This window comes from Labrenzia sp. VG12 (genome assembly GCF_002237595.1).
In the GTDB taxonomy this organism is placed as follows: Bacteria; Pseudomonadota; Alphaproteobacteria; order Rhizobiales; family Stappiaceae; genus Roseibium.
The window spans coordinates 4,447,991-4,467,296 of the sequence record NZ_CP022529.1 but is presented as its reverse complement, the minus strand read 5'-3'; the positions used below and the strand labels follow the sequence as shown (position 1 = coordinate 4,467,296).

The following is a 19,306-nucleotide window of genomic DNA, read 5'->3' as shown; positions in this document are numbered from 1 at the left end:
TGTTGCGCCGCTCGAAACCGGATTTTGAGCCGGAATCAGCGCCATGCAAAAAATTTCATCACATGCGAATTTTCGAGCTAAATTGCTGGAATATCGGCAATTTAATTTCTGATATTTTGCCTCAAGTTTATAATCGTTCCAAAAAAAATTTGACTAACTGTTCAAATTTTCTTCCAATGTCATGGTGAGCTTCCTCGCCGAATGAAGGAAGCCGCGTTTGAAAACGATCGCCAACCTTCCGGAGATCTCCATGACCCAGACGAAAGCCGGCCCGGATATTGCCGCCGGGCGCTTGCCTGAGGACGTATACGCCGAGAATTTCAGCGACCTGCATCCGCTGCTGGAACCGCATGAGGCGCAGGTCGAAGCCGACCGCTGCTACTTCTGCTACGACGCGCCCTGCATGCAGGCCTGCCCGACCAGCATCGACATCCCGCAGTTCATCCGCCAGATCTCGACCGGCAACCCGACCGGATCTGCCAAGACCATCTTCGAGCAGAACATCCTGGGGGGCATGTGCGCCCGTGTCTGCCCGACCGAGACCTTGTGCGAGCAGGTCTGCGTGCGTGAAGTCGCTGAAGGCAAGCCGGTGAAGATCGGCCAGCTGCAACGCTATGCGACCGACCACTACATGTCGGAAAATGACACGACACCGTTCACGCGGGCCGCTTCCACCGGCAAGAAGATTGCCGTTGTCGGCGCCGGCCCGGCCGGTCTGTCTTGCGCCCACCGGCTCGCCGTCCATGGCCACGGCGTGACGCTGTTCGATGCCAAGGAAAAGGCCGGCGGCCTCAACGAGTTCGGCATTGCCTCCTACAAGTCGGTCGACAATTTTGCGGCCCGCGAGGTCGAGTTCATCCTGTCGATTGGCGGCATCGAGCTGAAGACCGGCATGCGTCTGGGTGACAATCTGGACCTGTCCTCCCTGCGGGCGGATTTCGACGCGGTCTTCCTGAGCATTGGCCTTGGCGGCGTCAACGCCCTTGGGCTTGACGGCGAAGACAAGAGCGGCTCGCTCGACGCGGTCGACTACATTGCCGATCTGCGCCAGGCACAGGACCTGTCCAAACTGCCGGTCGGCCGCCGGGTCGTGGTGATTGGCGGCGGCATGACCGCTGTCGATATCGCCGTCCAGACCAAACTTCTGGGCGCTGAAGATGTCACCATCGCCTATCGCCGCGGCCAGGAGCGGATGAACGCTTCGGAATACGAGCAGCACCTGGCACAGACCTCCGGGGTAAAGATCATGACCTGGGCCCAGCCCAAGTCCCTGGTCGGTGCCAATGGCGCGATCACCGGCATCGAGCTGGAACGCACCGAAGACAGCAACGGGTCCCTGACCGGCACGGGTGAAACCGTCACCTTGCCTGCCGACATGGTGTTCAAGGCCGTTGGCCAGACACTGGTGCAGGCCGACCTTGGGGATGGCCTCAGCCTGGAGAAGGGCCGGATCGTGGTCGACGCGGATCGCAAGACCAGCCTTGCCGATGTCTGGGCCGGCGGCGACTGCGTGCTTGGCGGCGAGGACCTGACGGTCACTGCCGTGGAAGACGGCAAGATCGCCGCTGAAAGCATCAACGCCGCCCTGAGCGCCTGACGGCGCCCGGCGTCACCAATTTGAGGGAGAGGTCCCATGGCTGACTTGCGTACAGATTTCATCGGCATCAAATCGCCGAACCCGTTCTGGCTGGCCTCCGCGCCGCCAACCGACAAGGAATACAACGTCGTCCGCGCCTTCAAGGCCGGCTGGGGCGGCGTTGTCTGGAAGACGCTCGGGGAAGACCCGGCCGTCGTCAATGTCAACGGCCCGCGCTACGGCGCGATCCATGGCAAGGACCGGCAGCTGATCGGTCTCAACAATATCGAACTGATCACCGACCGGCCGCTGGAAGTGAACCTGCGTGAAATCAAGCAGGTCAAGCGCGACTGGCCCGACCGGGCTCTCGTCGTTTCGCTGATGGTGCCCTGCGAAGAGCAGAACTGGATCGACATCCTCCGCCGCGTCGAAGAGACCGAAGCCGATGGTGTCGAACTCAATTTCGGCTGCCCGCATGGCATGAGCGAACGCGGCATGGGCTCCGCCGTCGGTCAGGTGCCGGAATATATCGAGATGGTCACCCGTTGGGTGAAACAGCATTCGCGCATGCCCTGCATCGTCAAGCTGACGCCGAACATCACCGACGTGCGCAAGCCGGCCCAGGCCGCCAAGGCTGGCGGTGCGGATGCGGTCTCGCTGATCAACACGATCAACTCGATCATGGGCGTCGATCTCGACATCATGTCGCCATCGCCTTCGGTGGACGGCAAGGGGGCCCATGGCGGCTATTGCGGCCCGGCGGTGAAGCCGATCGCGCTGAACATGGTCGCCGAAATCGCCCGCGATCCGGCAACCCATGGCCTGCCGATCTCCGGCATCGGCGGCGTGACCACCTGGCGCGACGCGGCCGAGTTCATGGCGCTCGGCGCCGGCTCGGTGCAGGTCTGCACTGCCGCCATGACCTATGGCTTCAAGGTGGTCGAGGACATGATCGACGGTCTCAGCGACTGGATGGACCAGAAGGGTTACACCTCTGTCGACCAGTTCGTCGGCAGCGCCGTGCCGAACGTGTCTGACTGGCAATATCTGAACCTCAACTACATCGCCAAGGCCAAGATCGACCAGGATCTCTGCATCCAGTGCGGCCGCTGCCACATTGCCTGCGAGGACACCTCCCACCAGGCGATCACCAACATGGTCAATGGCGAGCGCAAGTTCGAGGTGATCGACGAGGAATGCGTCGGCTGCAACCTGTGCGTCAATGTCTGCCCGGTGGAGAACTGTATCACCATGGAGGCCATGGAGCCCGGCAGCACCGACCCGCGCACCAAGAAGCCGGTCGAAAAGGACTACGCCAACTGGACGACGCACCCGAACAATCCGATGGCCGTCAAGGAAGCCGCTGAATAAGCAACTTCCTGAAGGCAAAAAAGACGCAGGCAAGATCCTCCCTTGCCTGCGTTTTTTCTTTTTTGGGACCCGGTTAGCCCTACCCGGTGCCCGACCTTTTCGATTGCGCGCTTAGCGCAGATTCCAGGGGCTCCGGTTTGCCATACAGGAACCCTTGCAGGTGACCGCAGCCGGCCCGAACCAGAAAATCTCTCTGTTCCTTTGTCTCGACCCCTTCAGCGACGGTCTCCATCCCCATCACCTTGGCAAGACCGATCAGGGAACGCACAAGAACATCAGCTTCTGCATCCTGGCCGATGCGCCAGATGAAACTCCGGTCGATCTTCATCTTGTCGAAGCGGAACTTGTGCAGGTAACTCAGACTGGAATAGCCGGTGCCGAAATCATCAATGGCCAGCTCGATCCCGAGCCCGCGCAACTGATCAAAAACCTCCTGCGTTGCCGGATTGGCATCCAGCATCAGATCTTCGGTAATCTCCAGGATCAGACGATGCGGCGGATAATTGTACTTTCGCAGAAGCGCCTCGACTTGCTGGGCAAAACCCGGCTTTTCGATCTGGCTCGTGCAGACGTTGACCGAGACACCGGCGGTCTCCCAGTTGCTGGCATCCCGCAAGGATCGCTCGAGGACCCAATGCCCGATTTGCGGCATCAGGCCCGCGTCCTGGGCGACAGGCAGAAACAGGCCGGGGGAAACGAGACCGCGTGTCGGATGGCGCCAGCGCACAAGCGCCTCGTAGAAGGCAATTTTCTGAGAACGCGCTTCGATGACCGGCTGGTAGAAGACCTCTAGTTCCTCATCCTGCAGCGCCTGGTCAAGCTCGATGCGTATCTCCCGTTTTTCGCGCAGGCTCTGGTCCATTTGTTCATCGTACAGACGAAACACCGCCTTGCGCTCGCGCTTGCTTTGCTGCAAGGCAATGTCCGCTGCCCGAACAAGTTCCGTCAGTGACCGGCCGTGTTCCGGAAAATGAGCGATTCCGGCGCTGACGGACGTGTCAAGCCACTTGCCGTCATACTCGAAGGGTTGCAGTACTCCTTCACGGAGACGGTCTACCTGATGGTGCAACTCGTCAGCCGTCTGCCAGTCTTCGGTCAGGATCAGGAATTCGTCGCCACCGATCCGCCCGATCAGGTCGAACCGCCCCAGGAGCTCCCGGATCCGGCCGGCCTGGCAGCCGATCAGGCTGTCTCCGACCGTGTGCCCGTGGATGTCGTTGACCTGCTTCAGATTGTCCAGATCGAGATAGATCAACCATGCCCGTTTGTTCTGTGCCGCCAGGATCTTCAGACGCTCGGTCGCGACTGCATGAAAGTAGCCCCGCGTGACGCATCCTGTGAGGGAATCATGGCTTGCAGCAAAGCGGGCTTCCTGCTCCTGACGAGCGAGGTCACGCTTCACTTTTGCATTCTGGCGTAGCGCAATCAGCGCGACGACAAGGATGATCATCAATGCGATCGACAGGATCGGCAGGGAAGACAAGATGATCGACGACGCGCGGCTCATCGGATGCCATGTCAGGTAGCCCAGAACGGCTCCTGTTTCGGTCTTCAGCGGCACACCGATCATGCCGTCCGGCACCTTGCCTGCGAAGGTCAGATTGTCCAGCGACAGACTGGCCAGCAAGCCACGAAGGTGATTGTCGTCAACGGCAAATGTGGTGACGAGAATACTGGGCGGTGCATTCACCATGTCGATGCCGCCGGGATCGGGGACGATAGCCATCGCGGCCGCGATGTGCGGATTGCCGGCCAGATTAACAACTTCCACGCCGGACACGTCGTCAATCCGGCCGGCAAAGCGAATGGCGCCAGTGTCCGTTAACGTCAGGGCGTTGATGTAATTCCGGCGTATCCTCTGAAGGGTACCGGCAATCTGCAGCTCTATTTCCTCTGCAAACTGGCTGTCGGCATGTTTTGCGCCTATGTCCAGGGCCAGCAGCAGATCCTGGTTTCGGTCGATCAGGGCGGTGAAATCATGTTCAAAATTCAGCGCCATATCAACGCCGAAGCGGCGCCGGATCCAGTCGTCCGACCTGTCTGTCTCAATATTCTGATACGCGGCGTTTGACGCAGCGTAGCGCTCCATCTCCTTGAGCAGGAAGAGCTTGTGATTGTCGAACACGCGGGTCACGGAGCCGATTTCGCGCTGCGCTGCCTGGCGTTCCGCAATCAGGATCTTCGACAGCACAGCGCCGAAGGCAAAGATGACGGCGCAGAACATCAGCAGGATGAGGATACCGGACGGGACACCCAGGATCGTTGACCTGGTGGGACGCAGATCCGTTGCGCCCGGTTCGCTGGACGTCTTCACAGTCTCGGGTTCGCTGCGGATATCTGACAGATCGCGCATGTGCCGGCCATTCAATCGGTTTCTCAGTCAGCAATCCTGAAGTGAAACGCTTAATATTTTCTGCAAGAGCAGCCAGAAGTCGTCACACCGGTTCGGCCTCGGCAGAATCGACTGTCAATGTCTTCGGGAAGCGGTCTATGCTCCGGATCAGGATTGACCGTGGAGGGTTTGATTTCATGCAGGGTTCGAAGGTGTTGCTGGCGACCTCGATCGGCCTTTGTGCCGTGATCGGCATCTGGGGTGTCGCCGACCCGGCCGGACTTCAGGCCTTCGCCAGCGCCATTGTCGATCAGTATTTCATCAGCCGTGGCTGGGCTGTCATGCTGTCGGTCACGATCATGCTTCTGTTCTGTCTCGGTCTCACCCTCACGAGGTTCGGCGATATTCGGCTCGGGGCCGATACCGACAGGCCCGAATATTCCACACCGACCTGGATCGCGATGTTGTTTGCAGCCGGCATGGGGGTCGGACTGCTGTTCTGGGCCGTCGCAGAACCGCTGACGCACTATCATTTTGCGAGCCAGTTCCTGCCGGCCCCGATTGCAGCAGAGCAGGCCCTTCTGGGCGCCAATTTCAACTGGGGCATTCACGCCTGGGCGATCTATGGCACCACGGCGCTGGCAATTGCCTATTTCAGCTATCGGCGCGGCACGCCGATGCTGGTCAGCGCGCCCTTGAAGAACCTGTTTCCGGGCGAAACCTGGGCCAGTGTCATCGGCTGGTTCTCCGATTTCATGGCGATTGCCGCCATCGCCATAGGGGTGGCCGGGTCCGTGGCCATGGGCGTCTTCCAGGTGGCCGACGGGGTCACGGTGTTGCTGGGCAACGAGGAAACCTCCTCCTTGCTGATTGCCATTGTCTTTGCCCTGATGATTGCCGCCTATATTCCGCCGTTGCTCGTCGACCTCGGCGCCGGCATGGCAAAACTCTCCAATCTTGCAATGGCTCTGGCGATCGGGCTGGTCGTCTACACGATCATCCTTGGACCGTCGGAATATCTGCTCAATTCCATCGTCAGCGGCATCGGCAGCTACATCGCCGTCGTTATCCCAAGGGGGCTTGAAACCTTCACCTTCTATGGCGACGAGGCGACAAAATGGTTCCGCGACTGGACCCTGACCTACATGGTCTGGTGGATCGCCTGGGGCCCGTTTGTCGGTGTTTTCGTCGCCCGCATCTCGAAAGGCCGGACGATCCGGGAGTTCGTGCTCGGTGTCCTGATCGGTCCGACGCTGTTTTCCACCATCTGGTTCGGGGCCTTTGGCGGCATCGGCATATTCGACGCCCTCAACGGCAATGGCGACCTTCTCGCCCTGACCCAGACCAATGTCGAGCGCATGACCTTTGCGCTTCTTGACCGGCTGCCGCTGTCGACACTGACCACCCTGGCAACCGTGCTGGCGGCGTTCCTCTTCATCGTCACCAGCGTGGTCAGCGCCGCCTTTGTGCTCGGCACTTTCTCCACCGGTGGCAACCCTAATCCAAGCGCAAAGATCCGCGTCGTCTGGGGCGGCCTTTTGGGCGTGCTCGGCGCGGCGATGATCCTGTCAGGCTCGATGTCAGCCGTCAGAACGCTGATCGCACTCGGGGCACTGCCCTTTGTCTTCATCACCGTGATCCTGCTGGCCTGTCTCATCCGGGCCTTGTTGCAGGATGCCAGAAAGGAGCTGCGCCATGCTGATCGGTGATCCCGTCGACACACTCATGAATATCGGCACCTTCGCCTTTATCGGCTTTGTGGTCTGGATCGTGATGCGCAAGGAACCGAACGGGTCCGATGACTGAAATAAGGCCCTAGAGCGGCAGGTCGGGTTTGGTCAGCATCAGCCAGATGATGGCCAGAACCGCAAAAAATGCCGGGAACCCAAAGGCGAACCAGACCCAGTAGAGCCGGTGATAAGCCTCAGGCAGTGCCGTGCCGGCCTCTGCGGCCGCAAGCGCCAACCGGCGCATTCGGATCTGGATCCAGACCACCGGCAGCCAGAACAGACCGACAAAGACATAAAGACAAAGCGAAACCAGAACCCAGCCTTCCAGCAGCGGCCAGCCGACCTCCCGCGTCAGGAGGTAGCCCGTCGCCGGCTGGGCAATGGCGGCGGTTGCCGTGAACACCGTGTCGGCGAGCACAACGATGCCGGCGACATGGGCGATCAGACGCGGGTCCCTGGAGCGGTTCGAGATCACCATGAAAAAGGCGATCCCGGCGCCGGTGCCGAGCAACACACAGGCACCGATCACATGAGCAAAGCGCAGAAACTCGTACCACATCAGCGCTTCTCCAGAAGCAGGGCAACCAGAAGCGCCAGAACGATCGCCGGCAGAACCTTGACGAACGGCCCGAGCGGATCTGCCCAAAGGTCTGCCGCCAGCAAGGTTCCGAAAAAGAGATAGGCGGCAGAGACGGCGATCATGCCGAGACAGGCTAGACGCGTCCAGCGCCGCACCAGCACTCCAGCTCCGAGAACCATATCGACAACCGCTCCGCCAACTACCGCCACCGATGCAAAGGCTGCAGAGCCGCCGCGGTCGGTCAGCACCGCTTTGGCCTCGGAGAAGGACAGGAGACCGATTACCCCGGACAGGAACCAGAACAGCGACAGGGAGGCAATGGCGAGCGGCAGGAGCAGGTAGAGGCGGGCAAAGGCCCGCTCCTGGGCCGTTGCGGGCATCGCGGCAAGCGTTGCCTTAAGGCCCTTGATCGCAATGCCGCCGCGCTCCCGCCACGGGGTGGGATCGCCCTTGATGCCGTTTTCGAGCGACACCAACGCATTGGTACGCAAGGGAGACCGCCACCCAAGCCAACCGAGCAGGTCCGCGCCCCTGCCGACGGTTTTCAGCAGCCAGCCAGGAAGCGGGATTTCGAAGGTCCAGTCGGGATAACCCAGCCAGGTTCTCAGGTGACGGGTCAGGGCGTGGAAGGAATGGCTGTTGTCTTCTGTCAGATCAGCAACAAACTGCAGGCCGACCTCGCCTCCGGCGGCCTGCACGACTGCCTGAGCCAGATCCTCGACATGGATGGTCTGGATCTGTGCTTGCGGAAAGGCGCGTGCGCCGATCCAGGGCGTGGCCGCTGCCGCGCGCAGCAGGGCCGATCCGCCATTAGCGTCCGACCCCAGAACCAGCGCCGGGCGCAGCACGACCCAGTCGATGGAAGACGCCGTGACCAGCGCATCGCCTCTGGCCTTGGTGCGGAAGAAGGCCGTTGGCGCGTCTTCCGAGACACCAGCCGCCGATATCTGAATGAATTTCGTACGGGTGACGCTGAGCGCGATGAGCATCTGCTCGATCGCCGTTTCATGGATCGCCGTCAGATTGTCCCGGGCCCCGTCTTGCAGCGCACCGGAGGCGTTCACCACCACATCCGCGTCCGCAAAGATATCTTGCCAGTCGTCTGCCGGTGTCGCCGCGATATCCCGGATGATCCAGACGAGATTGGGGAAGGTCCTTTGCGCCGTCTCGCGGGAGCGGCCGACGCCAAGAACGGCAAAGCCACCTGCTTGCAGCGCCCGCACGCAGGCCGCACCGATAAATCCGTATGCGCCGAGGACGACCGCCTTCTTCATGCCAATGCCTTTTCAATCCTGCTGCGCGTTTTAGGCCCTGGGGCAGGGCTCGCACAACCGAAAAGCGGCGGTCTGTTCAGCGCTTGCCGTAATAAAGACCGACAACATGTTCGGCCTCGGCAAAAAACAGCCAGCGGGAGGCAAAGGTTCCAGCCAGATAGACAAGGGCGGCGAGGCCAATCGTCACGATGCCGGCCGGCAATACTGCGAGGATCAGGATTGGAAACAGGCAGTTCATGAGAAAGGCGATCACACGCAGTTTTTGCGCGTGTTTGCGGCCGACGACATAGACCATTTCCTTCAGGAGGTAGTTGGTGCCCGTGTGCGGCGGTTCGAAGAGACGCACGCTGCCCCTGTCCCCGAGACCCGTTGCCGTTTCGATCGTGTGGCCGCGTTCGCCGAACCGCCGGTCGCCAAGGACCCAGTAGAGAACCTGCAATCCACCGGCCACGGCCAGCAGCACCAAGGCGGCGATCACCTGTCCGGCAAGGACGGCGCCGCCGGCCAGCGCCAGCGACAGCAAATGGGCCGGTGTCAGCCAGTGGTTCCAGCGCGGCACGGTCGCCAGCTGGGCATAGATCATGCTGGTGGCAAAGACGGTTGCCACGCTGAGCACGGTGCCGAGATAGCCGACCGGCACCAGTAACGTGTCGAAGAAAACGGCGGCAAAGCCGTAAACCGCCATCACGCAGAGCGCCAGAACGGACAGCCAGCCTTCGCGTGACAGCCAGCTCGTTCGCCATTGCGTAAAGGCCTTCAGGGCCCGTTGCGGATTGCCGAGGTGAAATGTCGACGCGAGCAATCCGCCGACAGCAAGGGCGAATGCCACCAGAAACGCAAAAAACGCTGACCAGCCGGTGACGGAAGGCAAGCCGATGCCGAGCCAGGCGAGATAACCGAAGCCGAGGCCGGACAGAACGGTGAAGACGATGACGGAAGGCGCCGGATGCATCAGAGCGCCTCCAGGGTCTTGTCGAGCCAGGCCAGGAAGCCCTTGGGCGTTTCGGCAACGGGTTTCATGTGTGCATCGGTTTCCGCCCTGTCCACCAGCCGGTCCTTGGGCCGGGGTGGCAGATACTTGTTGACCGGCTGCGTGCCCTGTTCCGGCATCAGGTCAATTCCGCCACGTTCGGCCACCAGCCTGGAGACATTGCTGTTAGGATCGGCAAAGTCGCCGAAATGGCGTGCGCCGGCCGGGCAGGTCCGGACGCAGGCCGGCACCCGGTCCACCTCTTCCAGGTTCTCGTTGTAGATCCGGTCGATGCACAGCGTACATTTCTTCATGACACCGGCGGCCTGGTCCAGCTCCCTGGCCCCATAGGGACAGGCCCAGGCGCACAGGCCGCAACCGATGCATGCGTCCTCGTTGACCAGGACAATGCCGTCTTCGGAGCGTTTGTAGCTGGCTCCTGTCGGACAGACCGTAACGCAGGGCGCGTTGTCGCAATGCAGGCAGGATTTCGGGAAATGGACCGTCTGGGCCGCGCCACTGGCGGGCTGAACCTCGTAGGAATGAACCCGGTTGAGAAACGTTCCGACCGGGTCGCCGCCATAGGCGTCGATGTCGCTGAGCGGCGCACCATAATTCTCGGTGTTCCAGCCCTTGCAGGAAATGACACAGGCGTGGCAGCCGACACAGGTGTCGAGATCGATTGCAAGGCCAAGCTTCTTTTCGGTGCGATCAGGCAACTGGGTCATGGACGCACCTTCTGAAGCACGCTGTCCGGCCCCTGGCCGACCGGGGATTTCTGCGGGTCAAAGGAGGGCTGGGCTTCATCCGGTGGCGGGCTTTTTTCAATGCGCACACGCAGGTCGAACCAGGCAGCTTGCCCGGTGACCGGGTCGGAATTCGACCAGCGCAGGCCGTCCCCCTTGGGAGGCAGCAACTCGTGGATGAGATGGTTCAGCAGGAAGCCTTTGGTGGCTTCCGGCGCGTCTTCCTCAAGCGCCCAGGCCCCTTGCGCTTGCCGATGGCGTTCCAGGTCCAGACTGTGTTTTCGTTCAAACCCGCCATATGCGCCACAGGCACAACGATCTCGCCGTGCGGCGACGTCACCCTGGCCCAGTCCCCTTCCGCAAAACCATGCGCCTGCCAGATCCGTGTCGGCAGATAGAGCGGATTGCGGCCATGGATCTGGCGCAGCCAGGCATTCTGGCTGCCCCAGGAATGATACATGGCCATCGGCCGTTGGGTCAGCGCCCGAACGGGATACGTTTTTGTGTCGACCTCCGTTTCTTCCAGCGGCGGATACCAGATCGGCAGGGGATCGAAGGTCTCCCTGATGCGGTCCCTCAAGTAGTCCGGCGGTTGCCGTTCCCCCTGTCCCTCAGCCGCCAGCTGAAACCGGCGCAAGGGTTCTGAATAGAGCTCGAAGAGATAGGGCTGGGGCTTGTCGTAAAAGCCGAGATCGACCGCCCAATCCTGATAGGCCGTGTTCCAGGGTTTGTAGAAGGCGGCTTCTTCCGGCACATGTTCGACGAAGAAACCGCCGTTTTCGATATAGCGGCCAAGCTGATCGGGATTGGGCGCGCCACGGCCTGTTTCCGTGCCATTGCCCCTGAACCCGGCCAGTGGACCGATACCGGGCCGGCGCTCGTGGCGAACCATGTAGTCCGCATAATCCTTGTATTTTGCGCTGCCATCCTCGTTGATGAAACCGGGCAGTTGAAGACGCGCGCCGAGATCCACCAGCACGGATTGAAAACCGCGCACGTCGCGATCCGGCTCGATCACCGGCCAGCGAATGGCGTCGGCAGCCGCATCGGCCTCGCAGATCGGCCTGTCGAGCAGGCTGATACAGTCATGACGCTCCAGATAGGTGGCGTCCGGAAGGATCAGATCGGCATAGGCGACCATCTCGGAAGAATAGGCATCGGAATAGATGATCCGCGGGATGACATAGTCACCGTTCTCATCCCTGTCCGTCAGCATCTCCATGACACCGCGTGTGTTCATGGAGGAGTTCCAGGACATATTGGCCATGTAGAGAAACAGCGTGTCGATCCGATAGGGATCGCCGGCATGAGCGTTCGAAATCACCATGTGCATCAGCCCGTGGGCCGACATCGGATTTTCCCAGGAAAAGGCCTTGTCGATGCGTGCCGGCGTGCCGTCCTCCTTGAGCGCCAGATCCTGCGGGCCACGCACAAAGCCGAGATGCGGTCCGTCCAACGGGCAGTCCGGCTTGGAGTGACAATGTGGCGTCGGGTGCGCTGAAACAGGCTTCGGATAGGGCGGTTTGAAACGAAAGCCCCCCGGAACCTCCACCGTGCCCAGCAGGATCTGCAAAAGATGCAGGGACCGGCAGGTCTGGAAACCGTTGGAATGAGCCGAAATGCCGCGCATGGCATGAAAGCTCACCGGGCGGCCGGGCATCTTGTCGTGCCGGTCTCCCCGGAAATCGGTCCAGGGCTGGTCCAGTTCGAAGGCTTCGTCAAAGGCCACACGGGCGATTTCCGCAGCAACCGCCCGAATGCGACCGGCTGTAACGCCGCATTTTTCGGCAACAGCCTCCGGGCTGTAGCTTTCCTCCAGGTAGCGTTCAGCCAGGACCTGGAACACAGTGCGATGGGTGTAGCCGTTCTGGTCGAAGCGGGCCGCAAGATCCGGCTGAACGCCCTTCTGGTCGAAAGGCACCGGTTTGCCGCTGGTCCGGTCGATCACCAGCTGCTTGCCGTCAGCGTCTCGCAGCAACAGACCGAAGTCGGCCGAAGTCGGATCATTGTTGACCAGGCAGGGTGCATTGGTGAAGCGGGCAAGGTAATTGAGATCGATCTTGCCGGCCTTCAAAAGCACATGCACCAAGGCCAGGATGAACAGGCCATCGGTCCCCGGCGTGATGCCGACCCATTCATCCGCAATGGCGTTGTAGCCGGAGCGGATGGGATTGATGCCGATGACCTTGCCGCCCCGAGCCTTCAGCTTGCCCAATCCCATCTTGATCGGATTGGAATCGTGGTCTTCCGCCACGCCGAAGAGCAGGAACAGCCTGGTACGATCCCAATCCGGCTGACCGAATTCCCAGAAGGCGCCCCCCATCGTGTAGATGCCGCCGGCTGCCATGTTGACGGAGCAGAAACCACCGTGCGCAGCGTAGTTCGGAGTGCCGAAATTCTGCGCCCAGAAGCTTGTGAAGCTTTGCGACTGGTCGCGGCCGGTGAAGAAGGCAAGCTTTTCGGGCGCGGATTTGCGGATCGGCGCCAGCCAACCGGTAGCAATCTCCAGCGCCTCGTCCCAGCTGATTTCCTGAAACTCACCGGACCCGCGCGGCCCGACCCGTTTCAGGGGTGCGCGGAGCCTTGAGGGCGCATTCACCTGCATGATGCCGGCCGATCCCTTGGCGCAAAGCACGCCCTTGTTGACCGGGTGGTCGCGATTGCCCTCGATATAGGCGACCTTGCCGTCTTTCAGATGCACGTTGATGCCACAGCGGCAGGCGCACATGTAACAGGTCGTCCGGCGTATTTCGTCAGAGACAGGCGGAGACGTCTCCACGTCCGGCTGCTGGTGTTTGCCCACGTCCCCTCCTCGCATTGTTAGAAATTGATTCCACAATTTCCACAATCTCAGCAAACATTGTTCTTCTGAATTTGTATTTATAGGATCAGTTGTCGTCAATACACGATGCCGGTACGGCAGTTCGTGAGCGAATTTCGGCGTCAAACAGGAGTTGGTCGGAGATTGAGCGCTTGCCACCCACCCTCCTGGCAAGCAACCAACCTCATCCTCGGAGAGGGGCGCGGGGGCTAAGGCGCAGCCAATGTGGTGCTTGGGCACAAAAGAAAAGGGCCGCCCGGCGGGCGGCCCTTCGCAACTGGCTGTGCGATTGCTTTTTTCAGAGCTTGTCGGTTACCGCCGTGGAAGTTGCCCCTTCCGGGAACTTGGTGATGACCGGTGTGGAACCGCCGCTCAGAAGAGACTTCACCGTCCGCTCATAAGCGTCCATGTCCAGCTTGCCGTCGGAGCCGTCGACCAGCTTGACGATTTCACCGACCATGCGGATCTGGTGCTTTTCGGTCTGGGCGCCAGTGGCGTCGTTTTCCAGAACGATCTCGGCAGCTTCTTCCGGGTTCTCGGCTGCATAGGCCCAGCCCTTCATGGAAGCCCTGACGAAACGCGCCAGCTTGTCGACCATCGCCGGGTCTTCCAGGCTGGACTCCAGCACGTAAAGACCATCCTCGAGCGTCGCGACGCCCTGGTCTTCATATTTGAAGACGACCAGGTCCTCTTCCGGAATACCGGCATCGATGACCTGCCAGTATTCGTTATAGGTCATGGTGGAGATGCAGTCGGCCTGTTTCTGCAGCAGCGGGTCGACGTTGAAGCCCTGCTTCAGAACCGTGACGCCATCAGCGCCGCCGTCGGTCGGAATACCGAGCTGGCTCATCCAGGACAGGAACGGGTACTCGTTGCCGAAGAACCAGACGCCGAGCGTCTTGCCCTTGAGATCCGGCGGAATGGAAATGCCGGTTTCCTTGCGGCAGGTCAGCATCATGCCGGACTTCTTGAACGGCTGGGCAATGTTGACCAGCGGCACGCCCTTTTCGCGGGAGGCAAGGGCGGACGGCATCCAGTCGATGATCACGTCTGCGCCGCCACCGGCGATCACCTGCGGCGGAGCAATGTCCGGACCGCCCGGCTTGATGGTGACGTCCAGGTCTTCTTCTTCGTAAAAGCCCTTGTCCTTGGCCACGTAATAGCCAGCGAACTGGCCCTGGGTGACCCATTTCAACTGAAGTGTCAGCTCGTCGGCGGCCTGAGCCGCGCCGGAGGCAAGGCCTGCACCCAAAAAGGATGCGAGCGCCAGACGTTTCAATGCCTTCATTGCCATTCCCCTACTGGTTATGGATCTTGCGCCACTGGCAAAACCCGTCTCTGGAACTTTGTTACCCGTTGCCAGGGTGGCCGAACCCGGACGGCTCCCACACGTCCACAGCACCTTGGCAATTTGGCCACAGCAGGGCACCGGGGCATGTTTGCCTTCCTGACGCACCGCACTGACCAATTGGTCAAGAAAATCTAGAAAGCTGCCGTGTCACTGGTCAAGGTTATTTTTTCAGCAAGCCGAAATGAAGCTGTTGCAGCAGCTTATGCGACCGCCCTGAGGTTGCAAACTCTCTATTCTAGATTTTTGGTTGCTTACCGCACCGTTATTCGGCGCATACTTGATCGACCTGGGAGGAGGACAGTCGGAGATACAGAATCAGCTCCGGCCCGTCAGAGAAGAAGGGAAACCAGATGATTTCGAAATCAGCCCTGACCTATCAACCGCTGCCGCTTCCTGACCGGCGCGACTTCAACACGAAGGAAATGCTGGCACGGGCGGAAGAGTTCTATGAAGACGTGCGCACACGCCACACCGTGCGCCAGTTCTCGGATCAACCGGTGGACCGGTCCGTCATCGAGGCCTGCATCCGTGCGGCCGGCACCGCCCCGAGCGGGGCCAACCAGCAGCCCTGGCATTTTGTTGCCATTTCCGATCCCAGGCTCAAACACCGGATCCGGCTGGCGGCGGAAGAAGAAGAACAGCGTTTTTATGATGGCGGCGCCGGCGACGAATGGATCAAGGCGCTCGAACCGATCGGAACGGATGCCGACAAGCCGCATCTCGACATCGCACCCTGGTTGATCGTGATCTTCGCACAGCGCTGGGGCACCTATGACGACGGCAGCCGCTACAAGCACTATTACGTGCCTGAAAGCGTCGGCATCGCCACCGGTCTTTTGATCACCGCGCTGCATCATGCGGGCCTGTCGACGCTGACCCACACGCCGAACCCGATGAAGTTCCTGAACGAGATTTTGGGGCGGCCCGAAGCGGAAAAACCGATCATGATCCTGGCGGTGGGGCACCCGGCCGAAGACGCAACGGTTCCGGCAGTGGCCAAGAAGAAGAAGCCTCTGGAAGAGATCCTGAGCGTGTTTGAGGGATGAGTCAGGCGGGCCATTCTTGCAGACCAGCCTTACAAACTCCGACCTCATCCTGAGGAGGACCGTCAGGTCCGTCTCGAAGGATCGGCTCCCTGTGCCGGCGCATGCAGCCGATCCTTCGAGACGCGCGCAAGCGCGCTCCTCAGAATGAGGCTGGAGTCTGGAGACAGGCTGTCTCGACGAGGCCTAGAGTTGTGGCTTGGCCCCTGACCGAGACGCCTCAGCCCGTCACATGCGTCGGAGCGGCGCCGACATTGGCGGAAATCTTCGCCAGGAGGTCCTTGCGGTCCTGGCTGCCATCAGCGGAATAATTGAGGTTCTTGAAGAGCGAGGTCTGCTCGGTGAAGAACTTCCGCACTGCGTCCTTGTCCTCGAAGGCGAAATCCGTGTTGGCGATCTTGTAGACAAGATCGAAGGTCTCCTGCTGGCGGGCAAGTGGCGCCGACACGTCAACATCGTCAAAGGCGTCCTGCTGCAGATAGACCATGTCGAGAAAGAGCGCCTTTTGCTGGAGCACGAAATCCTCGGTCGACACCCCTTCCTCGCCGGTGACCTGCATCATGCGCGTGATCTCGTCGCCCTTGGCGAGCAGATCAATCATCTCCTCGACGCGCGGCACCCAGTTGGGACCGATATTGTCCGCGTACCAGTCACCGAGCTGGGTGTGATAACGCGACCAGGACAGTAGCGGATCAACCGCCGGGTAAAAACGCTTGTAGGCCCGCTCGGAGGAGAGACCGAGGAAGGTCTTGACCGTGCCGAGAGTGGACTGGGTGACAGGTTCCTCGAAATTGCCGCCGGCAGGAGACACGGTGCCAATCATGGTGAGACTGCCGGTGTCGCCGGTGGCGGTTCGAAGCACGCCGGCCCGCTCGTAAACGCCCTTGATGGCCGAATCCAGATAGGCCGGAAAGGCTTCTTCGCCCGGAATTTCCTCAAGACGTCCGGAGGTTTCCCGCATGGCCTGGGCCCAGCGGGACGTACTGTCCGCGATCAGCAGCACGTCATAGCCCATCTGGCGGTAATATTCGCCAAGCGTGATGCCGGTATAGATCGAGGCCTCGCGGGCCGCGACCGGCATCGACGAGGTGTTGCAGATGATCACCGTGCGGTCCATCAGCGTGCCGTCACCGGAGGGGTCCGGCTGGTGCGGGAATTCGGTGATGGTCTCCACCACCTCGCCGGCGCGTTCGCCGCAGGCGACCACGATCACGATGTTGACCGCCGAAAAGCGCGAGATCAGCGACTGCAGGACCGTCTTGCCGGCACCGAAGGGACCTGGAATGCACCCCATGCCACCGCGGGCAATCGGAAAAAACGTGTCGATCAGGCGGAGCGTCGTGATCAGCGGCTCGCTCGGATAGAGCCGCTCGCTCTGACCGGTCTTGACCAGGCCCTCGGGGATTGCCCGGCGCACGGGCCAGTGCTGCACCATGGTGAGATCGCGCGTTTCGCCGCGCTCGTTTTTCAGCGTCGCAACGACTTCGTTGATGGTGAAGGTGCCTTCGCGGATCCGGTCGACCGTCCAGGTACCGGTCATTGAGAACGGCGCCATGATCTTGTGTTCGAACCGGCCTTCCGGAACGGTGCCGAGGGTCTCACCCGCTTTCAGCGTATCCCCGGATTTGACCCTGGGTTCAAAGGACCATTTCCGGTTCTGGTCGAGCGCGTTGGTCAGAACGCCGCGGGGCAGGAAAAAGCCGTGCTCGGCGGCAATATCGGCGAGCGGGTTCTGCAGCCCGTCAAACACCGTGCTCAGCAATCCGGGGCCAAGCGCGACGGACAGCATCTCGCCGCTCTGGATCACCTTGTCACCGACCCGAACACCATGGGTACTCTCAAACACCTGGGCTTCGGCGGATGTGCCACGCACACGCAGAACCTCTGCTTTCAGATATTCCCGCGGCTTGCCTTCCCGCTCCGGCCCATGCGGAATGATATAGACCACCTCGTTCTTGATCAGTGGAGCGGTCCCGAGAGGAGACAGTGTGACTAGATCGTCCTGAACGGCAATGATTTCAGCCGTCGGTTCCGGAAGCTGGACATGGCTCGTCATGAAAGGGCTCCCTCAAGAGCAGAATTGGTATCGGTGAGTATGTCCCCGGGCACGGATTCAGGATCAACGTCCTGCGTCTGTCCCAGGGCCGAGGCGACCAGACGTTCCAGCCGCGCCGCGGCATCATCCGCGTTGTAGCGCGACCAGCGTTCGACGATCACCCAGCGCAGCACATAGATGGCGACGGCTTCGAAATCGAACTCGTGCAAGGCGTTGTAGTGATCCAGCTGCTGAAACACCTGGGTCAGGGCCAGCCGCTCCATGGCGATCTCATCGCCGGTCTGCATCAGTCTGTGAGCGTCGGCGATCCAGGGCATGAAATGGCCTAGCCCGAAGGCAGGGTCACTCCAGTTCGCCTGGATCTGGCCGCACCAGCGGCCAAATCCCCAGGTCTGGATATCGCCGGCTGTTTCCTGACCAGCACGGCGTCGACGCAATGCGGCGATCAGTGTGCGCGTTTCCATGCGCACGCCGACCAGATGCTGCAGGTCCGGATAGTCTTTCAGATCCGCAATCACCTGGTTGGCCCTGCGGATCACATCCTTGTCGTTGCTGTATTTGGCCACACCTGCCCAGGCGGTGATTTCGACGATCTCCTTGAGCACGTTGCGATGTTCCGGTTCCAGCATCGACAGGCGCTGCTTCAACCGGTACTCGGAAATCGGCACCTCCTTGCGCGTGAACAGCTTGCCCAGATGGGGCAGGCTGGTCACCAGGGCGATATATTGGTGCGGCCGGCTCATGATCAGCGCAGGACCCCTTCCATCACGGCCCGCAGACGCGGCTGCAGGTGACGTTTCAGGAGCGTTGCAATCGCTTCTTCGGTGAGGTCGATGGAGACATTCCGTTCGGTCAGCTTGATCTTGATACCGTCAAACCCCGGTGCCGTGGAGAAGGTCACGCCGTCCCGCAAGGCCTGTCCCGCCAGCGCAATGACAAAATGGGTCAACGTGCCCGGCTCAACTGCTTCCGGAGACTGTTTCAGCTCTTCGAAAGTGACGACCTTTTCCGGCAGCACGACTTCCATCGGCTCTGCGTCATTGACGGAAGCGTTGTCCTTGGCATTGGCGGCCATGGCCAGGATCAGCTTCTGCAGGAAAGCCTCGTCGGCCAGAGTGGTCGCCACCAGACGCCCTGCCTCCTGCTGGATCCGGTCGCCCAGTTCGTTGCGCATGCTGAGAACCAGGTCCCGCGCGGCGACCTTGAGCCCGTCCTCGGTTGCCGCCTTTTCCCTGGCAGCTTCCGCGCGGGCGTTTGCCAGCAACGCATCCGCCTTCTTTTGAGCTTCGTCCAGAATCTCGTCCGCCCTGACCCTGGCTTTTGCGAGAATTTCGTCGCCTTCCGACTGGCCGGCGGCAACGCCTTCGGACTTCAGCCGCTCGATCAGTGCCTGAACACCTGCACCGGCAGCGTTTTCGAGCTCGTTCGAGGAATCACGCTTTGACATGTCTGCCTC

At 60.9% G+C, this 19,306-nt stretch carries 13 protein-coding genes and 1 pseudogene; 4 read left to right on the top strand and 10 right to left on the bottom strand.

The window, feature by feature from the left end; genetic code table 11:
• The first annotated feature begins 250 nt into the window (after nucleotides 1-250).
• Nucleotides 251-1,597 (top strand): NAD(P)-dependent oxidoreductase, encoded by a 1,347-nt coding sequence (locus tag CHH27_RS20750; RefSeq protein WP_094074906.1) that lies wholly within the window; start codon nucleotides 251-253, stop codon nucleotides 1,595-1,597.
• 36 nt (nucleotides 1,598-1,633) lie between these two features.
• Nucleotides 1,634-2,947 (top strand): NAD-dependent dihydropyrimidine dehydrogenase subunit PreA, encoded by a 1,314-nt coding sequence (gene preA, locus CHH27_RS20745; protein WP_094073276.1) that lies wholly within the window; start codon nucleotides 1,634-1,636, stop codon nucleotides 2,945-2,947.
• 79 nt (nucleotides 2,948-3,026) lie between these two features.
• Here preA and CHH27_RS20740 read toward each other — a convergent pair whose 3' ends face one another.
• Nucleotides 3,027-5,300 carry a bifunctional diguanylate cyclase/phosphodiesterase gene (locus CHH27_RS20740; protein WP_208988311.1) on the bottom strand — a complete coding sequence of 758 codons (2,274 nt, stop codon included), beginning with the start codon at nucleotides 5,298-5,300 and terminating at the stop codon, nucleotides 3,027-3,029.
• Between the two features lie 176 nt (nucleotides 5,301-5,476).
• On the opposite strand from CHH27_RS20740, the gene CHH27_RS20735 reads away from it, so the two are divergent.
• Nucleotides 5,477-6,988, top strand: a complete 1,512-nt coding sequence (locus tag CHH27_RS20735) for a BCCT family transporter (RefSeq protein ID WP_094074904.1) — start codon at nucleotides 5,477-5,479, stop codon at nucleotides 6,986-6,988.
• Between the two features lie 106 nt (nucleotides 6,989-7,094).
• Here CHH27_RS20735 and CHH27_RS20730 read toward each other — a convergent pair whose 3' ends face one another.
• From CHH27_RS20730 to CHH27_RS20705, 6 genes and pseudogenes are all read right to left on the bottom strand, one after another.
• Entirely contained in the window at nucleotides 7,095-7,568 is a 474-nt protein-coding gene (locus CHH27_RS20730) for a DUF2269 domain-containing protein (RefSeq protein WP_094073275.1), read from the bottom strand.
• Complete coding sequence (locus CHH27_RS20725) at nucleotides 7,568-8,863, bottom strand: SDR family oxidoreductase (protein ID WP_094073274.1); 1,296 nt, start codon at nucleotides 8,861-8,863, stop codon at nucleotides 7,568-7,570. Before CHH27_RS20725 ends, CHH27_RS20730 begins: the two co-directional genes overlap by 1 nt.
• A gap of 76 nt (nucleotides 8,864-8,939) precedes the next feature.
• Entirely contained in the window at nucleotides 8,940-9,815 is an 876-nt protein-coding gene (locus CHH27_RS20720) for a DmsC/YnfH family molybdoenzyme membrane anchor subunit (RefSeq protein WP_094073273.1), read from the bottom strand.
• A complete protein-coding gene (locus CHH27_RS20715; protein ID WP_094073272.1) occupies nucleotides 9,815-10,561 on the bottom strand; it encodes a 4Fe-4S dicluster domain-containing protein in 747 nt (248 codons plus the stop codon). The genes CHH27_RS20720 and CHH27_RS20715 overlap by 1 nt, the downstream gene beginning before the upstream one ends.
• Nucleotides 10,558-13,397: pseudogene (locus CHH27_RS20710) on the bottom strand (molybdopterin oxidoreductase family protein). Before CHH27_RS20710 ends, CHH27_RS20715 begins: the two are co-directional and overlap by 4 nt.
• A gap of 301 nt (nucleotides 13,398-13,698) precedes the next feature.
• Nucleotides 13,699-14,694, bottom strand: coding sequence for an ABC transporter substrate-binding protein (locus CHH27_RS20705; RefSeq protein ID WP_094073271.1), 996 nt, complete (start codon nucleotides 14,692-14,694; stop codon nucleotides 13,699-13,701).
• A 407-nt stretch (nucleotides 14,695-15,101) separates the two neighbouring features.
• On the opposite strand from CHH27_RS20705, the gene CHH27_RS20700 reads away from it, so the two are divergent.
• Nucleotides 15,102-15,797 (top strand): nitroreductase family protein, encoded by a 696-nt coding sequence (locus CHH27_RS20700; protein WP_094073270.1) that lies wholly within the window; start codon nucleotides 15,102-15,104, stop codon nucleotides 15,795-15,797.
• A 217-nt stretch (nucleotides 15,798-16,014) separates the two neighbouring features.
• Here the strand turns inward: CHH27_RS20700 and CHH27_RS20695 are convergent, their stop codons facing one another.
• From CHH27_RS20695 to CHH27_RS20685, 3 genes are read right to left on the bottom strand one after another with little or no spacing between them, the layout of a single operon-like run.
• Nucleotides 16,015-17,850 (bottom strand): V-type ATP synthase subunit A, encoded by a 1,836-nt coding sequence (locus tag CHH27_RS20695; protein WP_094073269.1) that lies wholly within the window; start codon nucleotides 17,848-17,850, stop codon nucleotides 16,015-16,017.
• Entirely contained in the window at nucleotides 17,847-18,593 is a 747-nt protein-coding gene (locus CHH27_RS20690) for a hypothetical protein (RefSeq protein ID WP_094073268.1), read from the bottom strand. The genes CHH27_RS20695 and CHH27_RS20690 overlap by 4 nt, the downstream gene beginning before the upstream one ends.
• Before the next feature lie 2 nt (nucleotides 18,594-18,595).
• On the bottom strand, nucleotides 18,596-19,297 hold the full coding sequence (locus tag CHH27_RS20685; RefSeq protein WP_094073267.1) for a hypothetical protein: 702 nt from the start codon (nucleotides 19,295-19,297) through the stop codon (nucleotides 18,596-18,598).
• Nucleotides 19,298-19,306: the final 9 nt, after the last annotated feature.